At 69.4% G+C, this 20,014-nt stretch carries 20 protein-coding genes; 14 read left to right on the top strand and 6 right to left on the bottom strand.

The features are described from left to right. Positions 1–144 precede the first annotated feature (144 nt). Together VKV26_05990 and VKV26_05995 are read left to right on the top strand one after the other, a co-directional pair. Positions 145–345 carry a hypothetical protein gene (locus tag VKV26_05990; protein ID HLZ69448.1) on the top strand — a complete coding sequence of 67 codons (201 nt, stop codon included), beginning with the start codon at positions 145–147 and terminating at the stop codon, positions 343–345. Positions 346–350: 5 nt separating this feature from the next. Next, positions 351–1,190, top strand: a complete 840-nt coding sequence (locus VKV26_05995; protein HLZ69449.1) for an ABC transporter permease — start codon at positions 351–353, stop codon at positions 1,188–1,190. Here the strand turns inward: VKV26_05995 and VKV26_06000 are convergent. From VKV26_06000 to VKV26_06010, 3 genes are read right to left on the bottom strand one after another with little or no spacing between them, the layout of a single operon-like run. Further along, entirely contained in the window at positions 1,183–1,461 is a 279-nt protein-coding gene (locus tag VKV26_06000; GenBank protein HLZ69450.1) for a hypothetical protein, read from the bottom strand. The genes VKV26_05995 and VKV26_06000 overlap by 8 nt on opposite strands. A gap of 30 nt (positions 1,462–1,491) precedes the next feature. Then, entirely contained in the window at positions 1,492–1,719 is a 228-nt protein-coding gene (locus tag VKV26_06005; protein ID HLZ69451.1) for a hypothetical protein, read from the bottom strand. 37 nt (positions 1,720–1,756) lie between these two features. After that, on the bottom strand, positions 1,757–3,244 hold the full coding sequence (locus tag VKV26_06010) for a M20/M25/M40 family metallo-hydrolase (GenBank protein HLZ69452.1): 1,488 nt from the start codon (positions 3,242–3,244) through the stop codon (positions 1,757–1,759). A 479-nt stretch (positions 3,245–3,723) separates the two neighbouring features. Here VKV26_06010 and VKV26_06015 point away from each other — a divergent pair, with 479 nt between their 5' ends. Next, on the top strand, positions 3,724–5,679 hold the full coding sequence (locus VKV26_06015) for a S41 family peptidase (protein HLZ69453.1): 1,956 nt from the start codon (positions 3,724–3,726) through the stop codon (positions 5,677–5,679). On the opposite strand, the gene VKV26_06020 is transcribed toward VKV26_06015, so the two are convergent. Next, on the bottom strand, positions 5,561–6,241 hold the full coding sequence (locus tag VKV26_06020; GenBank protein HLZ69454.1) for a plastocyanin/azurin family copper-binding protein: 681 nt from the start codon (positions 6,239–6,241) through the stop codon (positions 5,561–5,563). The two genes, VKV26_06015 and VKV26_06020, sit on opposite strands and share 119 nt — an antisense overlap. A gap of 243 nt (positions 6,242–6,484) precedes the next feature. Between VKV26_06020 and VKV26_06025 the strand changes: the two genes are divergently transcribed. The 5 genes from VKV26_06025 (at position 6,485) to VKV26_06045 (ending at position 11,240) form a co-directional block, all read left to right on the top strand. Continuing rightward, on the top strand, positions 6,485–7,810 hold the full coding sequence (locus VKV26_06025) for a M20/M25/M40 family metallo-hydrolase (protein HLZ69455.1): 1,326 nt from the start codon (positions 6,485–6,487) through the stop codon (positions 7,808–7,810). Positions 7,811–7,897: 87 nt separating this feature from the next. After that, positions 7,898–8,626 (top strand): histidine phosphatase family protein, encoded by a 729-nt coding sequence (locus VKV26_06030; GenBank protein ID HLZ69456.1) that lies wholly within the window; start codon positions 7,898–7,900, stop codon positions 8,624–8,626. Between the two features lie 82 nt (positions 8,627–8,708). Continuing rightward, positions 8,709–9,725 carry a substrate-binding domain-containing protein gene (locus VKV26_06035; GenBank protein HLZ69457.1) on the top strand — a complete coding sequence of 339 codons (1,017 nt, stop codon included), beginning with the start codon at positions 8,709–8,711 and terminating at the stop codon, positions 9,723–9,725. 20 nt (positions 9,726–9,745) lie between these two features. Then, the gene (locus VKV26_06040; protein ID HLZ69458.1) at positions 9,746–10,438 is read left to right on the top strand and encodes an ABC transporter permease; all 693 of its coding nucleotides are present in this window, start codon (positions 9,746–9,748) and stop codon (positions 10,436–10,438) included. Continuing rightward, positions 10,431–11,240 carry an ATP-binding cassette domain-containing protein gene (locus tag VKV26_06045; protein ID HLZ69459.1) on the top strand — a complete coding sequence of 270 codons (810 nt, stop codon included), beginning with the start codon at positions 10,431–10,433 and terminating at the stop codon, positions 11,238–11,240. The genes VKV26_06040 and VKV26_06045 overlap by 8 nt, the downstream gene beginning before the upstream one ends. On the opposite strand, the gene VKV26_06050 is transcribed toward VKV26_06045, so the two are convergent. Further along, positions 11,237–11,755, bottom strand: coding sequence for a plastocyanin/azurin family copper-binding protein (locus tag VKV26_06050; protein ID HLZ69460.1), 519 nt, complete (start codon positions 11,753–11,755; stop codon positions 11,237–11,239). The genes VKV26_06045 and VKV26_06050 overlap by 4 nt on opposite strands. Positions 11,756–11,962: 207 nt before the next feature. Between VKV26_06050 and VKV26_06055 the strand changes: the two genes are divergently transcribed. The 4 genes from VKV26_06055 (at position 11,963) to rpiA (ending at position 14,543) form a co-directional block, all read left to right on the top strand. Further along, the gene (locus tag VKV26_06055) at positions 11,963–12,286 is read left to right on the top strand and encodes a hypothetical protein (GenBank protein HLZ69461.1); all 324 of its coding nucleotides are present in this window, start codon (positions 11,963–11,965) and stop codon (positions 12,284–12,286) included. A 108-nt stretch (positions 12,287–12,394) separates the two neighbouring features. Beyond that, positions 12,395–12,889, top strand: a complete 495-nt coding sequence (locus VKV26_06060) for a hypothetical protein (GenBank protein ID HLZ69462.1) — start codon at positions 12,395–12,397, stop codon at positions 12,887–12,889. Between the two features lie 501 nt (positions 12,890–13,390). Further along, complete coding sequence (locus VKV26_06065) at positions 13,391–13,666, top strand: hypothetical protein (GenBank protein HLZ69463.1); 276 nt, start codon at positions 13,391–13,393, stop codon at positions 13,664–13,666. Positions 13,667–13,859: 193 nt separating this feature from the next. Next, positions 13,860–14,543 carry a ribose-5-phosphate isomerase RpiA gene (gene rpiA, locus VKV26_06070; protein ID HLZ69464.1) on the top strand — a complete coding sequence of 228 codons (684 nt, stop codon included), beginning with the start codon at positions 13,860–13,862 and terminating at the stop codon, positions 14,541–14,543. Between the two features lie 22 nt (positions 14,544–14,565). Here rpiA and larA read toward each other — a convergent pair whose 3' ends face one another. Further along, entirely contained in the window at positions 14,566–15,882 is a 1,317-nt protein-coding gene (gene larA / locus VKV26_06075) for a nickel-dependent lactate racemase (protein ID HLZ69465.1), read from the bottom strand. 239 nt (positions 15,883–16,121) lie between these two features. On the opposite strand from larA, the gene VKV26_06080 reads away from it, so the two are divergent. Together VKV26_06080 and VKV26_06085 are read left to right on the top strand one after the other, a co-directional pair. Continuing rightward, positions 16,122–17,318 (top strand): acetate/propionate family kinase, encoded by a 1,197-nt coding sequence (locus VKV26_06080; protein ID HLZ69466.1) that lies wholly within the window; start codon positions 16,122–16,124, stop codon positions 17,316–17,318. Next, positions 17,305–19,779: a phosphoketolase family protein gene (locus VKV26_06085; GenBank protein ID HLZ69467.1), complete on the top strand. Its 2,475-nt coding sequence runs from the start codon at positions 17,305–17,307 to the stop codon at positions 19,777–19,779. The genes VKV26_06080 and VKV26_06085 overlap by 14 nt, the downstream gene beginning before the upstream one ends. The last annotated feature ends 235 nt before the right edge of the window (positions 19,780–20,014 follow it).

Here is a 20,014-nt window from a genome sequence, read left to right on the forward strand (position 1 = left end):
AAGTCATCGGCCCCTTCCTGCGCGACCGACCGTCCTCACTACGGTCGGTCGCTCTGTTTTCCTCGTTACCCTACTGCATCGCCACGCCTCGCCTCCGTCTCATCCCTGCACCGTGCTTCCACAACTTCTGGGCACACCCAAGCGATGCAGCGCGTTGAAGGCGTTGGCGAGGTGCAGGCGGACGGCGGTGTGCTGCACGTGTACGCCGGCGCGGCGCCCGGCCTGGTCGGCCGGCTCGTGGAGGCGGTGGCGGACGGCGGCGCCGAGCTGCGCGACCTGGCCGTCGCCGAGCCCACGCTGGAGACGGTTTACCTCAAGCTCACGGGAAGGGAGTACCGCGAGTGACGACAATGGAACAGGCGATGGCGCAGGCTGCGCCGGCCGTCCCGGCCTTGCCCGTGCGACGCCAGCTCCAGACGGCGCTGGCGCTGATCGAGCGCGACCTTGCCGTCTGTTGGCAGCGCTTTCCCGAGTTCGTCGTGCGCACCACGATGCAGCCGTTCCTCTTCGCCTTCGTCTTCGCGTACGTCTTCCCTCGCATTGGCCAGGGGATCGGCGGCACGCGCAACGGCGGCCAGTTCGCCACCGTGCTGCTGCCGGGGCTGATGGCGAGCACGCTGATCTTCCAGGGCATCTTCAACAACGCGCTGCCGCTGGTACAGGAGTTCATCAGCCGCGAGATCGAAGACCGGGCGATGTCGCCCACGCCGGTCGCCGTCGTCGCGGTGTGCAAGATCATCAGCGGCGCGCTGCAGGGCGCGCTCTCCGGTCTGTTGGTAATCCCGATCGTCTGGATCGCCTCGGGCCGCGGCGCCACCGTGGACTGGGGCCACCCGCTCTTGCTGATCACGATGGTGCCGGTGGGCGCGCTCGCCGGCGCCTCGATGGGGCTGCTGCTCGGTACGATCGTCGAGCCGCGGCAGATCAACCTCGTCTTCTCGCTGCTGGTGCTGCCGCTCACGCTGCTCGGCTGTGTTTACTACCCGTGGACCACGCTCTCCTCGCTGAAGTGGCTGCAGATCGCCGTGCTGCTCAACCCCGTGGTCTATCTCAGTGAAGGGCTGCGCGCGGCGCTGATTCCGGGCGTGTCGCACATGTCGCTGTGGGCGGTGTACGGGCTGCTCGTCGGCGCGCTTGTGATCATGACCTACTTCGGCATCGTCTACTTCAAGAAGCGGGTGATCACGTAGCGGCGGCGCCCGGCGGCTCGATCTCGCGGCCGTTGACGATGCAGGTGCTGCTGAGCGGGACCGGCGTCTGGACCAGTTGTTCGGCGTAGCAGCCCTGCTGCGCCAGGCGGATCAGGTGCACGATGGCCGCTTCGGGTTCGGGCGAATCGATCTCCAGGCGCGTGCGGCAGGCGGTTGCTCCCGCCTCGACCGTTCCCGCGAGCACCGAACCGCCGTTGAACCAGTCGAACTCAACGTGACAATCCGCGCGCGTGACGGTGAACTTCAGCATCGACGCGAACCGCGCCACCTGCGTCAGCAGTCAGAACCCCGTCGCGGCGGCAAGATACGTGAGCGGGGCCGGGTAGGCGTCTTCGCCGCCGAGGCGCGGCGGCTCGTCGGAGAAGAAGCTGAATTTGCCCGCGTCGGCCCGCTTGAGCTGACCGCGGATCGTCGTCACGTCCACGGCCATCGTGAAGCTACGGCGTGGCGGATCGTCGTGCGGGCCGGCCGCCGCGCCGCTTCCGCCGCCGGATGATGCCTCGGCCATCTGCGTTGCCTCCTGCGGGTTGTCCCAACCTCGCGTCCTACGCCGAAGCCAGCGCATAGAGCAGGTCGGCGTAGGCCATCTCCATCTCCGCAAGCCCGGCGATACTGGAGCCGGCGGCGGGTTCCAGCACGAGATATTCGTTCGGCGCGTGGGCGCCGGAGCCGTGGCCCAGGCCGCCCATCACCGTCGGCAGGCCGAGCGTATCCGTAAAGACGTAGTACGGCGCGCTGCCGGCGAGCCGCGGCTGCACCAGCGGCGTCTTGCCGTACTTGTTGTAGACGCCGATCGCCGCCTGCACCAGCGACGACGTGACTGAGCTTTGCGCCGGCGGGTAGCCGCTCAGCTCGCGAATCTGAATATCCGAGAAGCCGTTGCGGTCCAGATGCTCGCGCACCAGCCGCAGCGCCTCCTCGGGCTTCTGGTTCGGCACGAGGCGGCTGTCGACTTTGGCCGTGGCCTTGTGCGGCAGGATCGTCTTTGTCCCTTCGCCCGTGTAGCCGGCCCAGATGCCGTCGATGTTCAGCGTGGGCCGGCAGAGGTAGCGCAGCAGCGCCTCCTCGCCGCTGATGCCGTCGACCCAGCGCTCGACGCCCATCACCCGCTTGATGCTCTCTTCGTCCCAGCCGGCCAGCATGCCGCGCAGCAGACTGCGCTCCTCGTCGCTCGGTGGGCGTACCGCATCGGTATAGCCCTGCACCGCGATCGTGTTGCCGTCGGCGCTGGTGAGCGTCGCCAGCGCCTGCACCAGCCGCCAGACCGGCGAATCGACGATCGCCTTAAACGAGCCGTGAATCTCGGCGCGAGTCGGGCCGCCGGCGGCGCTGCCGATCGCCTCCAGCTCCCAGTAGGCGATGCCCTTAACGCCCAGCGGCAGTGTCGTTTCGCCCTGCGGATTCTGCGACGGGAAGGGGAAGAAGGCGCCGAGCGCCGTTCGCAGCCGCTCGGCGTACGCCGCGACGACCTGCGGATAGTGCGGCGAGCCGAGCTCCTCCTCGCCCTCGGCCGCGACGAAGAGATTGACCGGCAGCGTGCCCTCGACCGCGATGATCGAGGCGACGGCGTTGAGGAAGGCCCGCTCCGGCCCCTTCTGGTTGACCGCGCCGCGACCCATCAGCACGCGGCCAAGCTCATGGTCGACGATCTCGGCCGCGAACGGCGGCGATCGCCAGTCGGCCGGCTCGACCGGCTGCACGTCATACATCATGTAGACGAGCAGCGTACGCGGCGCGCCAGCGTCATAGAAGCCAAAAACGCCCGGATGGCCGTCTGTCGGCGCCAGCTCGGCCTCGCGGAAGCCGAGAGCCAGGAGATCGTGGCGGAGCAGCTCGGCCATCTCCAGCACGCCGACGTTCTGCGCGCTGATCGAAGGCTGGCGCAGCCAGCGTTGCAGTTCGGCGGTGTGTGCGGCCCGGTGTGCCCGTATGTGCGCGTAGACGGCTGCATGGTCGCCCGCATAGGCCGGAATCGTGCGGGCATCGAAGGGAGCGGCGTCGCCGAGCACGCCGCGCTGCGAGGACTGCACCATCGTTCGGCTCCTCTCGAAGGCCGGCGCCAGCGGGCTGCCGGCCGCGGCGGCAAGTATAGCGCAGGCGCCGGCGGCGAGCAGCGCCGCGACGCGCTGAGAGCGACGAGAGCCCTGCGAAATTGGCCGGACTGCCGCCTTGGTCATGGACAAGGCATCGAGGCTGCTTCTCGTCGATCTGAGCGGCCCGTCCCGATCGGGCCACGTACCGGTACGGGGCCTGCATGCGCCCAGACACATGCCGGCAGGCGGCAACCCTGCCGCGAGCCACACGCCGGTAGACCACACGGGCAGATCTCTGCGGACGGCGAGCAATCGCCTATGCTGAACCCATGCGAGACCGTTCCCCCGTGCCTGGCGCGCGACGCTTGACTCCGGTCGGCGCGGCATGGTCCGCCGCGCTGCTGCTCTTGCTCGCCGCGCTGCTTCCAGGCGGCAGGCAGCGCGCCGCATTTGCTGCGCCCGGCCGGACGGCGACACCCGTGCAAACCGCTGCGCACCTGGAGACGGTGCGCACCGCGTACAACGATCTGCTCGACGTCTTCCGCGACCCGGAGCCGCCCGATCGCCTGCTGCAGCCGGCGCTGGACCACCTGCTTGACGATGCCGGCACGCATGGCCTCAAGCTGCAGCCGCCGAACCTGCCCGCCGATCGAGACGGCGCCTTCGCTGCATTCGCGGGCGTCTTCAACCAGTACGCGGCGCGGGCCAGCGACAGCGCCGTCCAACAAACGGCCTTCGACGCAATCGACGCAATGACCGCGGCGCTGCGCGACGACCACACCGGCTTCATCGATCCGCCAGGCCTCAAGCAGTTCGCCGCGGACCTGGCTGCCGGTTCCGGCTTCGGCAGCGGCCTGATCCTCGCCCGCGCCGACCCGCCGTTTGTGCGCGAGATCGCACCCGGCGGCCCGGCCGACGCGGCCGGCCTACACCCCGGCGACAGCCTGCTCGCGGTGAACGGGCAGCCGCTGACGCCCCGCACGCTCGCCGGGCTGCAGGGCACCTTTGCGGGCGACTCTGGCCAGTACACGCTGCACATCCGCCGGCCCGGCGCCGGCGATCTGGACCTGACGATCACGCCGGGGCCGTATCACTTCCAGGAGTGGAGCGCCACGCTGCTGCCGGGCGGTGTCGGCCTGATGCGGCTGCGTGAGTTTATCGACCCGTGGCGGCCGCTGGCGGACAGCCGCACGATCGACCTGGCGATCGACGCCGCGTTGGAGCAGTTCGAGGCGGCCGGCGTGACGCTCTGGGTGCTCGACCTGCGCGACAATCCCGGCGGCTCCGGCCTGCTGGCCGACGCGCTCACCGGCCGCTTCGTGCCGGATGGGCTCTCCGACCGGCAGTTCGATGCCCGCGGCCATGTAGGGCAGGACCTGGTGGACGGGCGGCTCTTCCGCGTGCAGCGGCCGCTGGCGCTGCTGGTCAACGGCGGCTCGACCTCTGCCTCGGACCTGGCGGCCTCCGTACTCAAGGAGTCCGGCCGTGCGCTGCTGGTGGGGCAGCGTACGGGCGGGGCGCTCGGCAACGCCGCGATCTGGCCGATCGGCGACGGCGCCGGCATGGAAGTCAGCTTCGCCGACGTGCACAGCGGCGCGGGCGACGCCGTGATCGATCACGTTGGCGTGCCAGTAGACGTTTCCGCGCCGAACCGGACTGCCGACGACCTGGCCGCGGGGCGCGACCCGCAACTGGACGCCGCGATCACCGTCCTGCGGCAGCAAGGCGCCGCGCCGCTTCCACTTGCCGACGCGGGCCTGACGCGGCTCGACCGTGCGCGGGTGGAGGGCCGCCTGCTGCGCTATCTTCCCGTGGCTGGGGCAGTGGCCGCGGCTCTGCCCGGCAAGCTCGATGTGCTGGACACGGGCGGCTACACGCTGCTGAGCTACAACGACTACAACAACTGGGCGACGGCGACGGTCACGACCTCCGGCAGCGGCGGCGGTCGCGACGCCGTCGCCACGCGCGAGGCGGCGCGACAGCGGGGCTGGCAGGGCAGCCGCGTCGAGGTTTACGGCGGTGACGACCCGCTGGGGCCGTCGCTGTGGGTCGAGTGGGATGCCTACGGCGATGACGCCGGCGCCGAGGCGGCGCTGATCGCCAACGACTTTCCCGATCAGTGGCAGCCGCAGAGCACGTCGCTGCGGCTAGGCGACGCGGAGACACTGGCCTACGCCGGCGCCTGGGGTGATCTCGGCACGCTGCTCTTGCGCTGGCGGCACGGCAGTATCGTGCTCACGGCCGAATATCAGGCGCCGCCCGGCATGGCGTCGGCGGCCGGAGAACTCATGCTGGCGCAGAGCATCGACGCCGCGTTCAACCAGGCGCCGGACACGCTGGCCTTTGCGCTGATTGTTGTGCCCTTACGGCGGGCGCTGCCCGTGCTGCGGGCCGGCGCCGCGTTCCGGTCCGCTGCGCGGAAGCCGCAACCGTAGACGCGCTCGCGCTGCCCGCGCCGCGCCGGTGAAACGTGACGCGGACAGCCGCGCATCTCGACAGCGTGCCGAGGTGGGCCGGCACGGGCCGGGCGATACCGCCTATTGCGCGGGTGCGAGCACGGTAAAGTTGCCCGTCATGCAGGGTGCAGTAGTAGAGATACTGGCCGGGATCGAGCGTGCTCGTGTCCAGGGTGAACGACTGGCCCGGCATGATCAGCTCGTCGCGCGTGGGCGAAGAGTCGAACTTCTCGCCGGAGGTGAGGGTGCGGGTCGGCGCCATGCCGCTCCAGGTAATCGACGTTACCGTGTGCGGCGCCGTGCTCGTGGCGGGATTGTCGAATTCGATCTGCTCACCCTGCGTCACCGTCAGGTGCGCCGGTGCAAACGTCCACTGGCCCAGTCCCGCTGCATCCACCGGGGTGAAGCCCGCGTCGTTCTGCACGATGGTGACACGCGGCGTATAGGCGGTCGCCAGGCGCTGGGCGTGAGCGCCCGCCATGGTGGCGAAGGCGCCGCCAACCAGGAGCGAGGCGAGTACGGGCCGGATCGGGATGCGCATCTGTCCGTTTCCTCCAGAAGGCCGCGATTCTATTTTGGGCGCGGCGATCACGCGCTAGAGCTTAGCGACTCGCATGAGGATTGATACGTCCTTCCCGAATATTGCAACAGTTTGCGCGCGCCGGCCGGCGCTTCGCACTGAAATCGTGGCTGCCTGTGAGGCGAACGAACGGGCTTGCGCCCACCGTACGGCGACGGGGTAGAGTGGCGTCAGCCCCACACCAGGTCGCTTTGGAGGGTTCGGATGCCGCAAGGCGACGCGATCGATTGGCCGGCTGTGCGAGATGAGGCGGTGCTGCTGCTGCAGGAGCTGCTGCGCATCGACACGACCAACCCGCCGGGCAGCGAGCACGCCGCCGCCGAGCTTTTGGCCGCTGTCCTGGCTCGCGAAGGCTTCGAGCCGCGGCTCCTGAGTTCGGCGCCGGGGCGCACCTCGCTGGTCGCACGCCTGCAGGGCAGCGGCGAGCGAGGCCCGCTGCTGCTGCAGGGCCACACCGACGTCGTGCCCGCCGATCCAGGCGAGTGGACACGCCCGCCTTTCGCCGGCGAAATCGCCGACGGCTGTGTCTGGGGCCGCGGCGCCCTGGACATGAAGGGCGCGCTCGTGATGCAGGCGCTGGCGCTCGTTCTGGCGAAGCGGCTTGGGCTGCGGCCGCGCGGCGACGTGATCTTCTGCGCCGTGCCCGACGAGGAAACCGGCGGCTATCTCGGCGCCGGCTGGCTGGTCGAGAACCACCCGCAGCTGATCCGCGCCGAAGTCGCGCTGGGCGAAGTCGGCGGCTACACCATGTTCGTTGGCGGCGAGGGCGGCGACCGTTTCTATCCGATCCAGGTGACCGAGAAGGTCGGCTGCCAATTGCGCCTGCGCGTCGGCGGCGCCTCCGGCCACGGCTCGATGCCGATCCGCGACGGCGCGATGGCGAAGGCCGGGCGGGTGCTGGAGGCGCTCACCCGGCAGCGGTTGCCGGCGCACATCTCGCCCGTGGCTGAGCGCTTCGTACGCACGCTCGCGGAATCGCAGCCGCTGCTGCTGGGGCTGCTCGACCCGTCGCGCAGCGACGGCGTGCTGGCCGAGCTGGGCACGGAGGCGCGCATGTGGGAGGCGATCCTGCACAACACCGCCGTGCCCACCGTGATCCAGGGTGGAAGCAAGACGAACGTGATCCCGGGCAGCGTTGAGATCACGCTCGACGGCCGCCTGCTGCCGGGCCAGAGCGCCGAGACCTTCATCGGAGAGGTGCGCGGCGTGATCGGCGACGACGCGGAGATCGTGAACGTACGCCACACGCCCAGCCGCACCGAGGCGCCGGTCGACGCCTTCTTCGAGGAGCTATGCGGTGTGGTCCGCGAACTGGATCCCGGCGCGCGTCCCGTGCCGGCGATCGTCACCGGCGTCACCGACGCACGGCACTTCGCCCGCCTGGGCGCCCGCTGCTACGGCTTCGCACCGGTGCGGCTCAGCCCGGAGACGCCGTTCTGGACGCTCTTCCACGGCGCCGACGAGCGCATTCCGATCAACGGCCTCGGCTTCGGCGTGCAGGCGATCTTCCGTGTGCTGGAGCGGTATTAGCCGCGCGGCCCCGCCGGCGCGGGGTATGCGCTCGGATCATCGCGACTTACACTCGACTGCGGAGACCGAGACACGGAGGTCCGCCGCATGATCGAGGACACGGTCCCGGACACATCACCGCTGCTGCGTCCGCGGCCGGCGCTGCTGGTCGTGGTGCGGCACGGGGAGTCGCTGCGCAACACCTACGACGTCCACAGCGGCCTGCAGCAGATGCCGCCCGAGATCGCCAGCACACCCGATCACCTGATCCCGTTGACGGCCGAGGGCGAACGCCAGGCACGCTGTACCGGCGAGGGGCTGCGGGCAGAGTTCGGCGCTTTCGACACGATCTACCACAGCCCCTGGCTGCGCACCACGCAAACCGCGCACCTGATCGCAGAGGCGCTGCCTGCCGGCGCGGCGCTGCGCCGCAACCTCTTCCTGACCGAGCAGCACTTCGGCCAGCTCGATCCGGCGATCTGGCCCCAGCGGCTGCAACGCTACGAGGCCGCCTACAAGCTGTTCGAGCTGCAGCGGGAGATCATGGGCCGCTTCTACTGCCGCCCGCCCGACGGCGAAAGCTGGGCCGACGTCTGCATTCGCACGCACCAGTTTCTCGGCATCCTTTTCCGGCCCGAGCACGCCGGCAAGCGCGTGCTGCTGATTACGCACGGCGTCACGCAGCAGAGCTTTCGCTATCACCTCGAGTATCCGACCGAAGAGCAGCTCGTCGAAGAGTATGAGCGCGACCGCAACCGCAACTGCGGCGTCGGCGCCTATACGCACTCGCCGCAGACCGGCTGGACTCTGCTCTACTGGAACAAGACCTATTTCTGAGCGACCCCAGGCGCCCGCCGCCGGTCGCGTCAGCGCGCCCTGGCCGTTATGCTGAGCGCAGCATGACGCCCTGGAGGTTGCGATGCGGTGCGGCGCCCGCGCTCTACGCCTGCTCGCTGGCTTGCTGCTGGCCGGCATCCTGATCGCCTGCTCAAGCAATTCGGCAAACAACAAGAACAGCAAGGCCACGAACGCCCCGGCGGCAACCAGCGCCTCCGCCACCGTTGCCGCAAGCGTGCAAAGCACTTCGGCGCCTGCGTCGCCGGCGGCGGCCACGGCGGCGAGCGTCAGCACCAGTCCGGCCGCGGCCGCGAAGCCGAAGAACACGACCCTCCTTCTCTCCACCACGACCAGCACCCAGGACAGCGGACTGCTCGACGTGCTGATCCCGCTCTTTGAGAAGCAGACCGGCTACCAGGTCAAGACCGCTGCGGTCGGCTCCGGCGAGGCGCTGAAGCGCGGTGAGCTGGGCGAGGCCGACGTCTTGCTGGTGCACTCGCCCGCGGCCGAGCTGGACTACATGTCGCGCAACCAGGGCATCAACCGCCGGCTCGTCATGCACAACGACTTCATTATCGTCGGGCCGGCCTCGGATCCGGCGCACATCAAGGGCATGACGAAGGCCGTGGACGCGCTCAAGGCGATCGTGGCGGCGAAGGCGACGTTCATCAGCCGCGGCGACAACTCGGGCACCAACGCGCTCGAGCTGCAGCTCTGGAAGCAGGCCGGCATCGATCCCAAGGGCCAGAGCTGGTACCTGGAAAGCGGCCAGGGTATGGGCGCGACGCTGACGATCACGGCTGAGAAACAGGCGTACACGATCAGCGACCGCGCCACCTACCTGGCCACCAGGGCCCAGACACAGCTCGGCATCGTGGTCGAGAAGGACGGCATGCTGCTCAACATCTACCACGTCATCCAGGTGAACCCGGCCAACCACACCGGCCTCAACGTGGAGGGCGCGCGGGCCTTCTCGGAGTTCATGGTCTCGCCGGACACGCAGAAGGTGATCGCCGGCTTTGGCGTCGAGAAGTACGGGCAGCAACTGTTCATTCCCGACGCGGGTAAGACGGATCAGCAGGTGCAGCAGGGCGGCTGAGTGTAGACGGAGAGCAGCGCGTGCAGTTCGTTTGGGATGGGTTCATCGATGCGCTGCGCCGCCTGCTCTCAGGCGACGCCGAGACCTACCGCATTACCTGGCTCTCGCTGCAGGTATCGGGCGTCGCCACGCTGATCAGCCTGGCGATCGGCGCGCCGTTGGGCGTGCTGCTGGCGCTGGCACACTTCCCCGGCCGCCGGCTGGCGATCGCACTGGTGAACACGGGCATGGGCTTCCCGCCCGTGGTGGTGGGAACCTTCGTCTCGCTGATGCTCTTCCGCCACGGTCCGCTCGGCTTCCTGCGCCTCTTTCTCACCGTGCGCGGCATGATCATGGCGCAGACGATCATTGCCGCGCCGCTGGTTTGCGGCTTCACGCTGGCGGCGATCGGCGGCCTCGACAGCGGCGTGCTGTTGCAAATCCGCGCGCTGGGCGCCTCGCGTTTGCAGAGCGCCCTGCTGCTCGTGCGCGAAGCGCGGCTCGGCATGCTGGCGGCGGTGATGGCCGGCTTCGGCGCGGTGATCTCCGAGGTTGGCGCGACGATCGCCGTCGGCGGCAATATCAAGGACCAGACGCGCACGCTCACCGGCGCGATCGTGCTGGAGAACGGCCGCGGCGAGTTCGACCAGGCGATCGCGCTCTCGATCATCCTCATGGCCCTGATCTTCGCCGTGAACCTGGTGCTCACGGCAGCGCAGCAGCGCCGTGCTTGAGGTTGCGGCGGCAGACGTGGCTGCTCAGGCGCAGGACCGCGGCGGGGCGCCGGGCGGCGATCGCCCTGCGGTACGACTGGAGTTGCGCGGCATTCGTGTGCGCCGCGGCGAACGCCAGGTGCTCGAAGTCGAGCGGCTGACGCTCGGCGCCGGTCAGGTCCTGGCCGTGCTCGGCCCGAACGGCGCCGGGAAGACCACGCTGCTGCACGTCTGCGGCTTCCTGCTGGCCCCGGCCGCCGGCGAGGTTGTGCTCGACGGCGCAGCGGTGCGCGGCACTCCCCTGACGGCGCGCCGTCGCGCCACGTTGCTGCTGCAATCGCCCGTGCTGCTCGCCGGCTCGGCGCTGCAAAACGTGGAGTTAGGGTTGCGGTTGCGAGGGCTGCGGAGAGGGGTGCGACGCGAGCGGGCGCTGGAGTGGCTCGCGCGCTTCGGCGTCGCGCACCTGGCGTCGCGGCCGGCACGGGCGCTCTCCGGCGGCGAGGCGCAGCGCGTGGCGCTGGCGCGGGCGCTGGCCTTTGAGCCAGAGATTGTCCTGCTGGACGAGCCGTTCACGGCGATGGACCAGCCCACGCGCGAGGAGCTGACCGGCGCCGCCGTGGCCGAGCTGCGTCGAATGGGCGCGGCCACGGTCTTTGTCACCCACGACCGCGGGGAGGCGCTGCAACTCGCCGACCGCGCGATTGTGCTGGCAGAGGGCCGCGTGCGACAGGAAGGCCCGCCGGCCGAGCTGCGCGAGCGACCCGTGGACGCGCTGGTCGCCGCCTTCATGAGCGGCGTATCCGCCGGGCGGGCGAACCGTTAGTACTTGTAGCCCGGATCGTAGGGCGAGGACGATTTGGCCGGGGCAGCCGTTGCAGGCGCCGCCGCGCCGCTTGCCGTGTCGCTGACGACCACGGTGCCGTGCATGCTGGCGTGGATGTTGCAGTGATAGTGATAGGTGCCGGCCTTCGCAAACGTGACTGAAAAGGCGCCGTTCGGCGCGAGCGTGTTCGAATCGAAGCTCTGCGCCTGGCCCGCATCCGAGGTGACGGTGTGCGAGACGCTGTCGTGGTTTGTCCAGGTCACCGTGGTCCCGGGCTTGACCGTAATCGAGGCCGGAAAGGCGATGCCCTTGATTTCGGCCGCTTCGCTCGCACCGCCCGCAGGCGATGCCGTGAGGGCGGCGCCGACCGGGGCGACGGACGCCGCGGCGTTGCCGGTGTTGGTTCTTGCGCTGCTGGAATTGTTGTTGCTGGAGGCGCATGCCGCCGCGAACAGGAGCGGCAGGGTCGCCATCAGCAGCACCGGGACGAAGAGCCGTTCCTTGATCGCGTGCATCGCAGCCTCGGACGGTGAAATGTAGGGCAGCCGTCGCTGATCCTACGCTGCCTGCGGCGGGGCGGATGCATGGCCGGACCTGGTCGCCCGTTTGGCGCGTGGTCACAGGCGGGCGCCGCTTCCTATACTGGCTTCTGGTACTGGCTGCTGGCTGCTGGCTACTGGCTTCTTGCTTCTTGCTTCTTGCGATGAGGATGCGGGCGAACGATGACGCTGGACGCGCGACACCTGCGGCGCCATCTCGAGGACCTGATCGGCAGGATCGCCTTCTTGCGGCCACTGCTGCCGGACAACCCGTCGTACCGGCTCTGGCTTGGCGATGTGATCGAGCTGGTCAACGTGCAGTGGGGCGTGCACAGCCGCCAGATGGCGCAACTGCGCGCCGCGATCGGCCGTGGTGGCCGGCATCCGGACGGGGAGACGGCCGAGGAACAGGCGCGCGCCTATCGCCAGCGGCTCACGGACATTGAGGCGGTCTTGAGCAGCTTTGTGCGCGCGATCGCCGAGCCGGTCAGATTCTTCGAGAACTGAGGCGCGGCGCACGCGTCGGCGCGCCCGCGCACGGCGCCAGCAATTTACACGACATCATCCGCGTGTTCGGGCGATTGGCCGCGACACTGGGCGGGAAGGATACGGGGAATGGGCGAGGAAGTCGACAAGCGCGTGATGGACGGCACGGACACGCTGGTGGCCGCCTTCGACGCGCTGCGCGAGGCGAAGCTGGCGCTCGACGATGTGCGACTCTCGTCGCCGGTGGAGGCACAGCGCAATCAGGGCTTCTCGCAGGCGTCGAATCGCGTGGAAGGCGCGGCGAAGAAGGGCGAAGAGGCGCTGCGCAAGTGCATCGTCGCCGCCAGCGTGAGCCATAGCCCCGCTCACTTTCTCTGCTACCGTCAGGCGGACGGCCGCCTCGCCAGCGCCCGCGCGGAGCTGCGCGGCGCGGCACGCGAAGACGATGTGTCGAGCAAGGCGGCGCGGCTGAGCGTGGCCGTCGCGCTGATCGAGCAGGGGCTGGACGCGACCAAGGACCTGATCTTCGCCGAACCCTCGGCGCCGTCGTCGCGTGCGCCGGGCAACGGCGCTGAGGAGGGAGCGGCCCTCTACGCACGCGGCGGGACGCGTACCGGCGCGTAGTCGAGCGCAAGAAGGGGGCTCCGTATCGAACGCCCCACACCGATCGCGCGTCGGCGGCCAGGCATCGGTTGCGGTTCGGTAGCCGCGGGGAGGGTTTCGAAATATCGCACGGTGGACTCAGGGCAAGTCGCGTGATATAGTTGCGCACGTCGAACATAAACTGATCCGACATGGGCAGGAGCGGCGACGCGTTGAACAAGACACGAAAGGTCGGGCTTGCCAAGCGACGCAAACGCATCGCGAAGCTGCACAGCCTGGAGAAGCGCCCGGCAGTGCCCCAAAAGGGCCCGCGCTCTGAGAAGACGCATGCCTCGCCGGTCCCTACCCTTGCCTTGACCCCGCTCCCCCGCCGTTAACTTCGATTCCCGCACGCCTCCGCTGCGCTGACCGCGAGCAGCGACTCTGGTGGCGATCCCAGGTACTCTGACGCGCAGCTCTCCGCGCCCGGGGCCAATCGCGGCCCACAGGCGTCCCGCTCTGGAACAGCGTGGAGGTGATGTGGTGGCTGACCTGGATCATCCCGTTTCGACTGCCGTGTGTGTGCATCGTTGGCGCATCGGCGCGCCGCATGGCGAGTCGTGTCTCGGCACCTGTTCGCTCTGCGGCACGGTGCGCTCGTTCACCAACGAACGCCGCCCCTTTGGCCAGCCCACCAAGAATCGCCGCCCCGCGCCCCCCGTTCCGCCCGTGCTGCTGGCCCGCCTGGCTGCGTCGCCCGCTGGTCCAGGTCTCCTCAGTATTTCCGACGGCAGCCATCGGGAACTGCACGCCGAATAGTGCTCTCCGGTCATGGCTTCACAACCGGCTGAGCGGCCTTTGAGGGCCGACCCGGCGTTGAAGCGATCCCTTACTCGTTCCGCGCTGCCGCCCCGACTCTCTGATTCGCACCCGCCCACAGCGTGGGTCACCAACCGCGCTGCGCTATGCTGTGCGTGGCGAGATCGCCGGTATCTCGGCGGGAGCGCGTCACGTGGCTGAAGCGCAAACGGCCCTGAAGCAGGCGGCCGCCGTGGTCGCCGTGCGCGCCGAGGTACGTGACGGGATGCGCCTTGGCCTCGGCACGGGCAGCACCGCCTTCTTTGTCCTGGAGGAGCTGGCGCGCCGCATCCGCGAGGAAGGGCTGCGCGTCAGCGGCGTGCCGACCTCGCTCGAGACCGCCCGCCTCGCCCGTGAACGCGGCATTCCGCTCCTCGACCTGGAGGAGCCGCTGGACGTCGCGATCGACGGCGCCGACGAGATCGGGCCGCGCCGGGCGCTGACCAAGGGCGGCGGCGGCGCGATGACGCGAGAGAAATGTGTGGCGCTCGCCGCCAGGCGCTTCGTGATCGTCGCGGATGCCTCAAAGCTCGTGCGCCGCTTGAGCTGGCCCGTGCCCGTTGAGGTGCTGCCCTTCGCCGAAGGCCTGGTGCTGCGCACATTGCGCGAGCGCTTGGCGGGGGCCGAGCCGCGGCTGCGCCTGGTCGATGGCGCCCCATTCCTCACCGACAACGGCAATCACATCATCGATGTTGGCTTTGGCGGCCAGCGCCTTCCGCCCGCCCGACTCGGCCGCGCTATACGGCAGATCCCGGGCGTGGTCGAACATGGGTTGTTCGTGGATATGCGGCCGGTGGTTTACGTCGCCGGCGACGCCGGTGTGCGCGTGATCCGTTGATCGCGGCCATCGCCGCTAAGGGCTAGGAGGCGCCGCGAGCGGGAGCCACCGTGGAGTGGCGCAGGTCGCCGGCGCCGCGAGGGGTCGCCACGGTGTACGGCCCCTCCGGCAAGATCGCAATGCTCGCGTCCGGCTGCCTCGCCAGCAGCGCCCTGAGCGCCGCCTCCACCGACTCGACCGGCTCGAAATGGGCCACGCGGATCTGCGCCGCGCTCAAGCCGCCGCAGAAGGCGTAGACGCGGGCCTTCTCCTGCACGATCGCCTGGACCTGCGCCTGCCACTGGTCGGGCGTCGTCTCGGCGCCGTCGTGCAGCAGATCGAACAGCTCGTGCGGGCCGTGCGCCGCGGCCAGGATTGCGCCGTAACTGCCGTGACTGGGGATGCCGTCCCGGCATTCGGCCGCGAGGACGATGCTGCCGCCGCGCCGCACAATGCGCGCCGCCGCCGAAAGCCCCTTGACCGCCTGATAGAGGTTCTGATCCAGCGGGTAGCCGCCGTTGGTAGTAACGACGATGTCGTACTCGTGCGGGACGGCTTGCTCCTGCGCCCCGGCGACGAAGGCGCAGCCGGCGGCGTGCGCGGCGTAGCCTTCGCCGGAGAACACGCCGGTGATCCTGCCCTGCTTGTTGACGGTGACGTCCAGCGTGAAGGTCGGCGGCGCCAGGGCCACGACCTCACGCACGAGCTGCTGCACCGGGTTGTGCGCGATACAGCCCCAGGTGGCCAGCGGATCGCCGATGCGGGTGCGGTCGTGCGCGAACAGCACCGTCTCCAGGCCGGCGACCCCGGGACAGACGCCCTTCGCCCCGCCGCTGTAGCCGGCGAAGAAGTGCGGCTCGATCAGCCCGACGACCACCCGCACGTCGGCCTCGATGTAGACCCGATCGAGGAGCGCCGGCGCCCCTTGCGAGGTGCTGCCGAGAAGAACGAGAGTCTCGGCGGCGCGGGCATCGTGGTTGACGACGCGGTAGCGGCGCAGCACGTCGGCGCCGAGCATCTGCTCCAGTTCCGCCGGCGTGTTGGCGCGGTGGGTGCCGGTGCCGCTGAGCAGCGTCAGCCGCTCCGGCCCGAAGCCCGCGGCCTCCAGCTCGGCCAGCACGACCGGCACGACGCGTCGGCTGGGGAAGGCGCGCGTGACATCGGGAAAGACCAACACAGCGCGCTGGCCACCGCGCACGAGTTCTGCAAGCGGCGGCCCGACCAGCGGTTGGCGCAATCCCCGGAGCAGGGCGGCACGTTCATCGGGCACACCTGGCACCGGCGCAGACTCGATCAGCGTGGCGCCATCCGGCGCGTCGATCTCAAGGCCGCGTTCGCCGTATGCCAGCCGCACCCGCATTGCTCCGCCTTTCTGTCGCTGTTTCCGATCGCTACTGTACGCCAGTTTGACCGCAAACCGTTGAGCCGGCGTCGGCTCGGGCCGGCCGGCCTACTCATCACGGCGGATGGCCCAGCCGGCCGCAAGGCGCACAATGGAGCCGCGTGCCGCGCCGGTGCGGAGGGTCAGCGCGCTGGCGAGAAGGCGCGAACGTTCCCAATCTCGGGAGCGAGCAAGAATGCGGACGACGCGGAGCCAGTGTGCGCATCCTGACGATTAATACCGGGTCCTCCAGCGTGAAGGCGAGCGTCTTCGCGACTGCCGGCGGCGAGCGCTTGCTGCTGTCCGCGGCTGGGGAGCGGCTCGGCGCGGCGGGCGCGCGGATCAAGCTCAGCGACGCGGCGGGTAAGACTCTGCGCGAGCAGCGGGGCGACCTCCCCGATCATGCCGCAGCGCTGCGGCTTCTGTTCGGCTGGCTGCGGGATCTGGATCCGCAGGCCGCGCCGGACGCGATCGGCCACCGCGTGGTGCACGGCGGCGCTCGCTTCATCGAGCCGACCCGCATCAGCGCCGAGATGCTGGCGGAGCTGGGCAAGCTCGAAGCGATCGACCCCGACCACCTGCCGCAGGCGATCGCCGGCATCCGTCTCGCGCTGGAGGCGTATCCGGAACTGCCGCAGGTCGCCTGCTTCGACACGGCCTTTCACCGGCACAAGCCACGCGTGGCGACGCTCTACGGCCTGCCGCGCGGGCTGCTGGAAGCCGGCATCGTGCGCTACGGCTTCCATGGCCTCTCGTACGAATCTGTGCTGGAGCGCCTGCGGACCAAAGCGCCGGAGGCGGCGGCCGGCCGGTTGGTGATCGCCCATCTGGGCAACGGCGCCAGCATGGCGGCGGTGCGCGACGGCGTGGGCGTCGACACGACGATGGGTTTCAGCCCCACGGGGGGGCTGGTGATGGGCACGCGCACCGGCGACCTCGATCCCGGCGTGCTGCTCTACCTGCAGCGGCAGCGCGGTCTCTCCGCCGACGCCCTGAGCGAACTGGTCAACACGCGCGGCGGCCTGCTCGGCGTTTCCGGCACTAGCTCAGACATGCGCGATCTCCTGGCGAATGAGCGGGCCGATCCACGCGCGGCCGAGGCGGTCGCGCTGTTCTGCTATCAAGCGCAAAAATTCCTCGGCGGGCTGGTGGCCGTGCTCGGCGGGCTGGACTGCCTGGTGTTCACCGGCGGCATCGGCGAGCACGCGGCGCAGGTTCGCGCCCGCATATGCTCCGGCCTGGCGTTTCTCGGCCTGGCGCTGGACGAGCGGCGCAATGCCGCGCACGACGCCATCATTTCGGCCGAGACCAGCCGCGTGCGCGTACGTGTGCTGCCGACGGATGAAGCGCTGATGATCGCCCGCCACACCGCGCGGCTGGTGGGCGAGAGAGGAGCCGCAGATGTTCACCTTTGACGCGGCGATTTCCAGCACCGTCTCCGTCGACGGCGCAGCCCCGGCAGCGACCGCGACACCCGCCCCACCGCCGGCAGCGGCGCTGCCCGACGGGCTGCTCGAACGCATGACTCGCTACTGGGCCGCCGCGAACTATCTCACGGTTGGGCAGATCTACCTGCGGGATAATCCGCTGCTGCGCGAGCCGCTACGGCCGGAGCAGATCAAGCCGCGGCTGCTGGGACATTGGGGCACGTCGCCGGGGCTCAGCTTCATCTACGTGCAGCTCAACCGCCTGATCCGCGAGCAGGACGCGAACGTGATCTACCTCACCGGGCCGGGGCACGGCGGTCCGGCGCTGCTTGCCAACGTCTACCTCGAAGGAACGTACAGCGAGATCTATCCCGACGTGACCCGCGATGCCGCCGGCATGCGGCGACTCTTCCGCCAGTTCTCGACGCCGGGCGGCGTGCCCAGCCATGTGAGCGTGCCCACGCCCGGCTCGATCCACGAGGGCGGCGAGCTAGGGTACGTGCTGATGCACGCGTTCGGCGCCGTCTTCGACAACCCTGATTTGTTGGCGGTGGCCGTGATCGGCGACGGCGAGGCGGAAACGGGGCCGCTGGCCGGCTCATGGAAGGGCGTCAGCTACCTGAACCCGGTGCGCGACGGCGCGGTGCTGCCGATCTTGCACCTCAACGGCTACAAGATCAGCGGTCCCACCGTGCTCGCCCGCGTCAGCGACGAGGCGGTGCGCTCGCTGATCGAAGGGCACGGCTACGAGGTGCACTTTGTCGAAGGTGACGATCCGGCGACGATGTTTCGCGCCTTCGCCGCCACGCTTGACGCCTGCTACGCGCGGATTCGCGCGATTCAGCAGGAGGCGCGGGGCCGCGGCTTTGCCGGCCGACCGCGCTGGCCGGCGATCGTGCTGCGCTCGCCCAAGGGCTGGACTGGCCCCGAGGAACTCGACGGTACGCCGATCGCGGGCACCTTTCGCGCTCACCAGGTGCCGCTGGCCGAAGTGCAGCGCGACCCGGCGCAACTGCGCATGTTCGAAAGTTGGCTGCGAAGCTACCAGCCGGAGCGGCTGTTCGACCAAAACGGGCGCCTGGTCGCCGAGCTGGCCGATCTGGCGCCCCGCGGCGAGCGGCGTATGGGCGCCAACCCGCATGCCAACGGCGGCAAGCTGCTGCAAAATCTCGATCTCCCCGACTTCAGCGGCTACGCGGTGCCTGTACCGCGGCCGGCGACGCAACGCCTGGAATCGACCCGGCGCCTGGGGGAGATGCTGCGCGATCTCTTCTCGCGCAATGCGCGGGCGCAGAACTTCCGCCTCTTCTGCCCCGACGAGACGAACTCGAATCGCCTGAACGCGGTCTTCGAGGTCGAAAACCGCTGCTTCGTCGAGCCGGCGATCTCGATCGACGACCACCTGGCGCCGGACGGCCGCGTGATGGAGGTGCTCAGCGAGCACAACTGCGAAGGCTGGCTCGAAGGCTATCTGTTGACCGGCCGCCACGGCATGTACGTGACCTATGAGTCGTTCGCCATGGTCTCGGCCTCGATGACGGTGCAACACACAAAGTGGCTCGAAGAGGCGGCGCGACTGCCCTGGCGCGAGCCGGTCGCTTCGCTCAACGTGCTGCTGACCTCGACCTGCTGGCGCAACGATCACAACGGCTTTAGCCACCAGGGCCCGGGCCTGATCGACGTGATGCTCTCCAAACGCGGCAGCGTGGCCCGCATCTACCTGCCGCCGGACGCGAACTGCCTGCTCTCCGTGGCGGACCACTGCCTGCGCAGCCGCGACTACGTCAACCTGATCGTGATCGACAAGCAGCCGCAGCTTCAGTGGCTGGACATGGAGGCAGCGCGCGAGCACTGCGCCCGCGGCGCCTCAATCTGGGAATGGGCGAGCAACGCGGGCGAGGAGGAGCCGGACGTGGTGCTGGCCTGCGCCGGCGACATTCCCACGCTGGAGACGGTGGCCGCGGCCGACTGGCTGCGCAAGAACCTGCCCGAGCTGCGCGTGCGCGTGGTCAATGTTGTGGACCTGATGGCCCTGTTCACGCGCGACGCGCACCCGCACGGCATGGATGAAACCCGCTTTGTAGAGCTGTTCACGGCCGAGAAGCCGGTGGTCTTCGCCTTCCACGGCTACCAGCGTGCAGTGCATCAGATCGTGCATGGGCACGTGAAGGCCGAGCGCTTCCACGTGCGCGGCTTCATGGAACAGGGCACGACGACGACGCCATTTGACATGGTCGTGCTGAACGGCATGAGCCGCTACCACCTGGCGATGGAGGCGCTGCGCCGCACCACGCGACTGCACGAGCGCGCGAGTGCCCTGGTGGGTGAGTGCAACCGTTTGATCCAGCAGGCCACGGCCTACTCGCGCGAGCAATTCGAAGACCCGCCGCACATCCGCGACTGGACCTGGGGCGGGCCCCCATCCCCCCGCCCCTTCCCCCAATCCTAGTGCTGCGTTCCTCAACGGGAGTACCCAAAGCGAGGGCGGTACAGGCGTGGCGTGGGCGGCGGCCGTCCCCACACCCACGGCTTCGCACGGGCGTTGAGCTGTGTGGTCGCGACCGCCGTCGCCTGGTCAATCTCCGCTGGATCAGCGAAACGTTGGCCAGCGTAGGCTTCTCGGCGTCCCAGCCGCCACCCCGGCTCTTGCAGGTTCAGCCAGCTCGCCCCCTTGGGGATGAATA

It is taken from the genome of Dehalococcoidia bacterium, assembly GCA_035310145.1.
Classification (GTDB): domain Bacteria; phylum Chloroflexota; class Dehalococcoidia; order CAUJGQ01; family CAUJGQ01; genus CALFMN01.

What these genes read in the sequence shown, in the direction of transcription:
- VKV26_05990 (HLZ69448.1), top strand. Translation starts at nt 145, where the DNA reads ATGCAGCGCGTTGAAGGCGTTGGCGAGGTGCAGGCGGACGGCGGTGTG.
- VKV26_05995 (HLZ69449.1), top strand. Translation starts at nt 351, where the DNA reads ATGGAACAGGCGATGGCGCAGGCTGCGCCGGCCGTCCCGGCCTTGCCC.
- VKV26_06000 (HLZ69450.1), bottom strand. Translation starts at nt 1,461, where the DNA reads ATGCTGAAGTTCACCGTCACGCGCGCGGATTGTCACGTTGAGTTCGAC.
- VKV26_06005 (HLZ69451.1), bottom strand. Translation starts at nt 1,719, where the DNA reads ATGGCCGAGGCATCATCCGGCGGCGGAAGCGGCGCGGCGGCCGGCCCG.
- VKV26_06010 (HLZ69452.1), bottom strand. Translation starts at nt 3,244, where the DNA reads ATGGTGCAGTCCTCGCAGCGCGGCGTGCTCGGCGACGCCGCTCCCTTC.
- VKV26_06020 (HLZ69454.1), bottom strand. Translation starts at nt 6,241, where the DNA reads ATGCGCATCCCGATCCGGCCCGTACTCGCCTCGCTCCTGGTTGGCGGC.
- VKV26_06025 (HLZ69455.1), top strand. Translation starts at nt 6,485, where the DNA reads ATGCCGCAAGGCGACGCGATCGATTGGCCGGCTGTGCGAGATGAGGCG.
- VKV26_06030 (HLZ69456.1), top strand. Translation starts at nt 7,898, where the DNA reads ATGATCGAGGACACGGTCCCGGACACATCACCGCTGCTGCGTCCGCGG.
- VKV26_06035 (HLZ69457.1), top strand. Translation starts at nt 8,709, where the DNA reads ATGCGGTGCGGCGCCCGCGCTCTACGCCTGCTCGCTGGCTTGCTGCTG.
- VKV26_06050 (HLZ69460.1), bottom strand. Translation starts at nt 11,755, where the DNA reads ATGCACGCGATCAAGGAACGGCTCTTCGTCCCGGTGCTGCTGATGGCG.
- VKV26_06055 (HLZ69461.1), top strand. Translation starts at nt 11,963, where the DNA reads ATGACGCTGGACGCGCGACACCTGCGGCGCCATCTCGAGGACCTGATC.
- VKV26_06060 (HLZ69462.1), top strand. Translation starts at nt 12,395, where the DNA reads ATGGGCGAGGAAGTCGACAAGCGCGTGATGGACGGCACGGACACGCTG.
- larA (HLZ69465.1), bottom strand. Translation starts at nt 15,882, where the DNA reads ATGCGGGTGCGGCTGGCATACGGCGAACGCGGCCTTGAGATCGACGCG.
- VKV26_06085 (HLZ69467.1), top strand. Translation starts at nt 17,305, where the DNA reads ATGTTCACCTTTGACGCGGCGATTTCCAGCACCGTCTCCGTCGACGGC.